The following is a 6,282-nucleotide window of genomic DNA, read 5'->3' on the forward strand; positions in this document are numbered from 1 at the left end:
GTAATCACTATTCAGAAACAGCCCAACTCTTAATGGCGAACAATCTGTCAAACATGCTGTCGGCAGATTCCTTTATCCCTGACCGATATTTAACTGGTATCTTCTTCTCATTGCGCTCCCACCAACTATTCCATATTTCATGCAATTCCTTTCGCTTGAGTTTATAGATACGTGCAGCTGCTGTATTCGGATAACGTTCACATATATAAAGGAAGTGCTCCAAATACACTAAAAAAGCTTGGCATCCATCATCATACTCAGGATTAGCAAGGGAGTTTGCTCTATCTTGAACTTGCGCTAGAGTGTCGTAGAATAACTTTATCGGTACAAGGTCAGCCTTTGTATTGTTTTCGGGCTTTGTCCCCGTTACTTTATGTTTACCCATATTTTTATTTTTTTGCGGAGTAATTTATAAAGAATATTCATTTTACCTTTAAAATCAGATCTCCCTCTTGAAGTCTTATACTGCCCCCTTCCACTGTAGTTTCTATCCAAAGTGACATATCTTCGGTATCGCAATCATCCATAAGCCTGATTTCAGAACTACTAGTAATTGTTTCATCAATGCGATAAAACTTGGCATTTAGTATTTCTGAATGCCTACTCATAAATAGAATTTCTTGCTTAATTCTTTCCAATTCTCGTCGTTTTGCAACCAACTTCTGATTATTTGGAGAGTTTCTTAAACCTAACCTTAGGTCGAGTATAAGTTTTTCGATATATGATAAGATAATATCTCTCATTGTTTATCCGTATCTATAAATTAAAAACTATAACAATAAAAAAGAGCAGAAACTGGTGATTGCCAGAAGGAGACTTCTGTAATATCAAAGCCAAGATGCTTGCAATATTCTATTAGAATAGATTTATTTAATCTTGCGGATATTTTTCTTTTTTGATAATAGTTTTTATTCTCAAACGGCAAAACATCTCCTTTTTCATAAAAGATCCAGCGAGTGTCTTTTAAAGAATAAATAACTCTTTCAATTTCCCCATGAGAAAAAATCATCATATTCATAGGGGATGCCGTCCCATCTATTTCAAAATGAAAACAACTCTTTTTAATTTTTGAAGATAGTACATTAAATAATGTAATCCATCCATCTGAAACTGATGAAATCATACAGACATATTTAGGGGATTGACTTGATAGAAAAAAAATGGCATTGTATGCTTCTTTTTTGTAGTTGTTTAACAAAATGGTTTGCTCATTTTTATCGAAACAAATCAAATTCTGCAATGCATCACTTTTTTTTGTCGTTTTATTTTCAAGCATATCCTTTGAAATATCATCTAAAAAGAATTCAATCTCTTCCATGGATGATTCAAAGACAGAAAAAATTATATGATTAATATTTATTCTCATGAAAAACTATTTTTTTGTATAAGTACTATTCTTTTCACGGATTGACAGTCCTGAGATTTTACTTCCATCTGATTGAATATGCCAATATGTGTGACGGGCGTCTGGAGCCAACATCGGTGATTGCCTTTGATGTTTTATACTACTTGAAACTTTTGTATCGTATTCTACAGTATAATGTATACCTCCTCTATTATACTGAATGTCTGGACGGTTTTTACCTACAACATTTCCTTCATAATTTACTAATTGCTGATTCTTTCGAATTTCAGAAACCTGAGGGTTACTTCTTAATTTTTGTATATGTTCATCTATAGCCTTGTTATGCCCTGTATTACCATGTTTGGGTGCATTCCCTCCATTAGCTTGGGCTAATCCTAACATATCTATCCATACATTTGTGTCCTTTACATATGTAAATAGGTTGACTTGTCCGGACTCAAATCTAATCGGGTCTTCTGATATATACCTTCCAAGTTCAGGGGCATAATATCTGAACCTGTTGTATGCCAGTTTGACTTCCTCATCATAGTACTGTCCTTGGAAAAGGAACGGTATCTTGATGTAATCCTTGTAGGAAGTATAGTTCATCGACCTCTCCTCGATGACATTCCCGTTCATGTCGAGCCTGCGGTACCACACTTCCTCGCCCTGCTCGTTGTATGCCTCCACGGGCGTGCCAAGGTGGTCGGTCACGATGGAGTATGCCTTGCCGTCCTGGAACAGAGCCAAGGGCACGAAACACTCCTCCTCGAAGAGCCATGTCCTGAGGTCCTTTTGGTATTCTTCTATCTCTCTCTGCTCATTGCGCCTCTGACTTGGTGTCCACTCGTGCAGGGGCACGTTGCCGTTCCACAGCCAGCAGGTAATGCCAATGGCATCCTTGCTTAGGCGCCTTCCGAGGGCATCATAGGTGAAAAGGGCATCAAAGGCAAAATCTCCCCCTCCGGGAGGTCTGACCTCCTTCAGCGTTCCGTTCTGATTCCAGATATACCGCCAGCGTTCGGACTTGCTGTCCCACCATTTGCCGGAACCCTTGTATTTCTCTACGAGCTGTCCGTCCCTGTCATAGACAAAGCGCCATTCCCCCGACTGCTCCAGCTTTCCCCCGCGGAGGTACTTGCGCAGCTTTCTGTCTGGGTCGTCAAAGAGGTTGCCCGCCTTGTCCGAAAGACGGTACTCCTCCCTGCCATCGGCATAGACCGCCTTTTGCAGATGCCCGGTGGGGCTGTACTCATAGGTGGTGGTGCCAAAGCGGTTGTCCTCCGTCTTGAGCAATCGATCGGCTTTACCCCAATGGTATTTGCGTTCTCTGCGCACCTTGGATGACTGGCGGGTCTTGCTGTCAATGAGCCTGCCGATGTCGTCATAGGCAAAGCTCTGCGTCACGCCACCGGGGAGCATGCGCTCCAGCTCAAAGCCAAGGCTGTCATACTCGTGCCTGCTCTCAAAGCGACCCGGGGCTTCCGCCTGTCCTGCCGAGAAGCAGGTCAGTTCCCCGAACTCATTGCGCTCGTAGGTAAGGTCGGCGCCAAGGGAGCTCGTAAGCGTGGCTATCTGTCCAGACTTGTCATAGGTACGTTTGATAACGTGTTCATTACTCCGCTCCTCCACGGGCAAGCTTGCAGAGCAAATAATTAGTCCTTTTATAAGGAGTAAGGAAAAGAGAAGAAGATCCTGAGATACAAGTCTCATTATCCAAAATAACTTTCTAATTTATGTTTTATTTCTTCTATTCTACTTGAGGAATTATCATACATTCTTTTTTGTTTGGCTTTCTTTATAGTGTATTCAATCAATTCTGTTTTATTATTCAAATAACAAACTGCTAAAATATAAGCCATTGGATAGCCATAATTATCAGGATACTCGATAATATCATCAATTAAATCAATGGAATGTGATATGAAATTTTGAACTTTAGATGAATATAATGCATTTACCTTTTCAGCAATTTCCATGCATTTGTCTTCAATATTATCTTTTTCTTTAAAACTCGCAGTCCCTTGTAAATAAAATTTATGAGATTGATAATATAATGAGGTAAAACCAAAATAACAATTAGGCAATTTTGCCCCTGCTTTATACGATAAATTAAGATTATCTATAAGTCTTATTATTGCTAACGAATTCTTCATTTCTTGTCCGAAACGGCAAGAAATATACATTCCCAATTGAGACCCAAACTCTGCAAATTTACTAGAAACAAACGTATATCCTAAATATCCAATTTCACTTTTTTGCGATATGAAGATTATAGAATCGTTTTTATATCTTGTTTCTATGTCATAAAAATGCATTTCCATACTATGCAATTTTAATGCCGCTTGAATCTGTTTTTTTAAACTACCCATTTTAATTTAATTATATTTTAAAACATGAAAAGTAGCATCGTGTATACTTCCTTTTCCTCCTAATTCTCTGCCAGGAGCTCCATTTGTATCAATAGTAAATGTCCCTGTTCTTCCTTTTGATATTTGGATTGTTCCACCACCTAGGTGAGTTGTAGTGTTAGATTGTGAAGACATATTATAGACACCAGTTTTCATTTGGTTCTTAGTTAATTTACCTCTACCATGTTTAACTTCAAACACATGCGTTTTCCCATGTTTATCAACTGCTACAATATCTGCACGAACTCTAGTTCCATTTACTTTCATTGTAACCTCTTCACCTACTACAGTAAAACCATTTCTTTTTAGATCATGCTTAGCCTTACTCACTCCTTTTTGTTGACTGTAACTTTGTTTAGAAAGTCCAAATAAATCTATCCAATTGTTTGTATCTGGCACATAGGCATAAAAATTTGGTTCACCAGAGATTACCCTTACAGGATCTTCTGATATATACCTCCCGAGTTCAGGGGCATAGTATCTGAACCTGTTGTACGCCAACTTGATTTCCTCATCATAGTACTGTCCTTGGAAAAGAAACGGTATCTTGACGTAGTCCTTGTAGGAAGTATAGAGCATGGACCGCTCCTCAATGACCTTCCCGTTCATGTCCAGCCTGCGGTACCACACTTCCTCGCCCTGCTCGTTGTACGCCTCCACGGGCGTGCCAAGGTGGTCGGTCACGATGGAGTATGCCTTGCCGTCCTGGAACAGAGCCAAGGGCACGAAACACTCCTCCTCGAAGAGCCATGTCCTGAGGTCCTTTTGGTATTCTTCTATCTCTCTCTGCTCATTGCGCCTCTGACTTGGTGTCCACTCGTGCAGGGGCACGTTGCCGTTCCACAGCCAGCAGGTAATGCCAATGGCATCCTTGCTTAGGCGCCTTCCGAGGGCATCATAGGTGAAAAGGGCATCAAAGGCAAAATCTCCCCCTCCGGGAGGTCTGACCTCCTTCAGCGTTCCGTTCTGATTCCAGATATACCGCCAGCGTTCGGACTTGCTGTCCATTCATCTTTCATTTATATATAATTTTAATCTTAATATACTGTAAAGTCGTAACTTGGCTATCTTCAAAAAGTTGTTTAAGTTTTTCCGAAATAATGATAAAGTTCATATTCCTTGGACTAAATATGTCATACTTAGGGGACTCCATTAAGGCTATATCTGTATAGCTGATATTGTCTATCTGCTGCGATACTTTACAAATAGTATGTTCTTGAATCATATCAAGTTCCCATAATTCAGGAGTACTATTAATAAGACCAAAGTCATTTTTCTTTTTCAAGATATAATTTTCTGGTTCTCCTGATTCTGGATAATACTTGGGCTCTTTAGCGTCCAAATCCCATGTATGCCAATCTATATCTACTATTTTCTTTTTGAGAACTTTCTTAAATTTCTTTATTCCTAAAATTTCAGCTTTCTCTATACCCTTCTTTATGTCATCTTTTAAAATAAGATTCCGAGAATTTGCTATAAAGATTTCTGGAATATAAGGACCAGTCCTTTGCAATTCAGGAAAATCCAATTCTTCGTAATCTTTGTCAAGGATCTTTAGAAGTCCGGAAAACAAAGTGTTGCCATAATCCCCCCAAGGCATTCTTTTATTCTTTATTATGTAATATTCCATTTGCATATTTTTATCGGTATCCAATTGTTTTACGTGATTTTTTACGTGCTTTCCTTCCATATTTTCGGGAAAAATTTCGTGAAGATGAAGGTATATTATAGTTCCTCATCATCTTCTTCAGTTGTTGTTGTAACTCTTTTTTTGAAAAATTAGAATTTCTGTCATACCATTCTTTGAAATCGGAATTCCATGCCCCTCCATGAATCCCTTTATGAATTTCTTGGTGTTTTAACTCTGTAATATCTGCAGTCTGCCGATGTATATAAGCTTTAGGGTCCCTAATCCCAATCTTTTTGAGTTGTCTCATAAAATCTGGGTCATTGAACATTTCTTGCGGGATTAAGTGATGCCTATTTATAGAAGAAGGATATTCGCCTAAGACATCCAAATAAATATTAGGATCTTCTACATAGTTATACAAAGTTGTAGTCCCACTTTCAAAGCGAATTGGGTCTTGATATATATATCTTCCAAGTTCGGGGGCATAGTATCTGAACCTGTTGTATGCCAACTTGATTTCCTCATCATAGTACTGTCCTTGGAAAAGGAACGGTATCTTGACGTAGTCCTTGTAGGAAGTATAGTTCATCGACCGCTCCTCAATGACCTTCCCGTTCATGTCAAGCCTGCGGTACCATACTTCCTCGCCCCTCCACAGACATTTCAGTTATTTTATCGTTGATGTAGCCTTTTGCGGGGTATTATATATATTCTTTCTATTTTTTCTCCACCAGTAATAGTAGTGGTTTTATAGCATTTATACATATTGCTCATACCTACTATACCCCATTGTTTATTCAGAACATCATTTTTATCCACATTAAACCGCGTGCCATGTTGCAAAAACTTATAAGTTTTTTTTGTACTAATTAGAATGTTAGGGATACAAAAACCAA

Annotated in this window: 8 protein-coding genes and 1 pseudogene; all 9 read right to left on the bottom strand. The window is 38.8% G+C overall.

From position 1 onward, the window contains the following. Window positions 1-7 precede the first annotated feature (7 nt). Window positions 8-385, bottom strand: a complete 378-nt coding sequence (locus tag ABLA33_RS06360; RefSeq protein WP_195253807.1) for a hypothetical protein — start codon at window positions 383-385, stop codon at window positions 8-10. A 37-nt stretch (window positions 386-422) separates the two neighbouring features. After that, window positions 423-743, bottom strand: a complete 321-nt coding sequence (locus ABLA33_RS06365) for a hypothetical protein (RefSeq protein ID WP_195253810.1) — start codon at window positions 741-743, stop codon at window positions 423-425. Between the two features lie 20 nt (window positions 744-763). Further along, complete coding sequence (locus ABLA33_RS06370; RefSeq protein ID WP_195253811.1) at window positions 764-1,366, bottom strand: hypothetical protein; 603 nt, start codon at window positions 1,364-1,366, stop codon at window positions 764-766. A 6-nt stretch (window positions 1,367-1,372) separates the two neighbouring features. After that, window positions 1,373-3,058, bottom strand: a complete 1,686-nt coding sequence (locus tag ABLA33_RS06375; RefSeq protein ID WP_347719658.1) for an RHS repeat-associated core domain-containing protein — start codon at window positions 3,056-3,058, stop codon at window positions 1,373-1,375. Then, a complete protein-coding gene (locus tag ABLA33_RS06380; protein ID WP_347719659.1) occupies window positions 3,058-3,717 on the bottom strand; it encodes a hypothetical protein in 660 nt (219 codons plus the stop codon). The genes ABLA33_RS06375 and ABLA33_RS06380 overlap by 1 nt, the downstream gene beginning before the upstream one ends. A gap of 6 nt (window positions 3,718-3,723) precedes the next feature. After that, window positions 3,724-4,764 (bottom strand): RHS repeat-associated core domain-containing protein, encoded by a 1,041-nt coding sequence (locus ABLA33_RS06385; protein ID WP_347719660.1) that lies wholly within the window; start codon window positions 4,762-4,764, stop codon window positions 3,724-3,726. 7 nt (window positions 4,765-4,771) lie between these two features. Further along, window positions 4,772-5,410, bottom strand: a complete 639-nt coding sequence (locus tag ABLA33_RS06390; RefSeq protein WP_347719661.1) for a hypothetical protein — start codon at window positions 5,408-5,410, stop codon at window positions 4,772-4,774. Continuing rightward, window positions 5,397-6,005 (bottom strand): RHS repeat-associated core domain-containing protein, encoded by a 609-nt coding sequence (locus ABLA33_RS06395; protein ID WP_347719662.1) that lies wholly within the window; start codon window positions 6,003-6,005, stop codon window positions 5,397-5,399. The genes ABLA33_RS06390 and ABLA33_RS06395 overlap by 14 nt, the downstream gene beginning before the upstream one ends. A 53-nt stretch (window positions 6,006-6,058) precedes the next feature. Then, window positions 6,059-6,282, bottom strand: a pseudogene (locus ABLA33_RS06400) (hypothetical protein); the annotation flags it as partial.

Origin of the sequence: uncultured Alloprevotella sp., from assembly GCF_963536905.1 — a bacterium.
Classification (GTDB): domain Bacteria; phylum Bacteroidota; class Bacteroidia; order Bacteroidales; family Bacteroidaceae; genus Alloprevotella.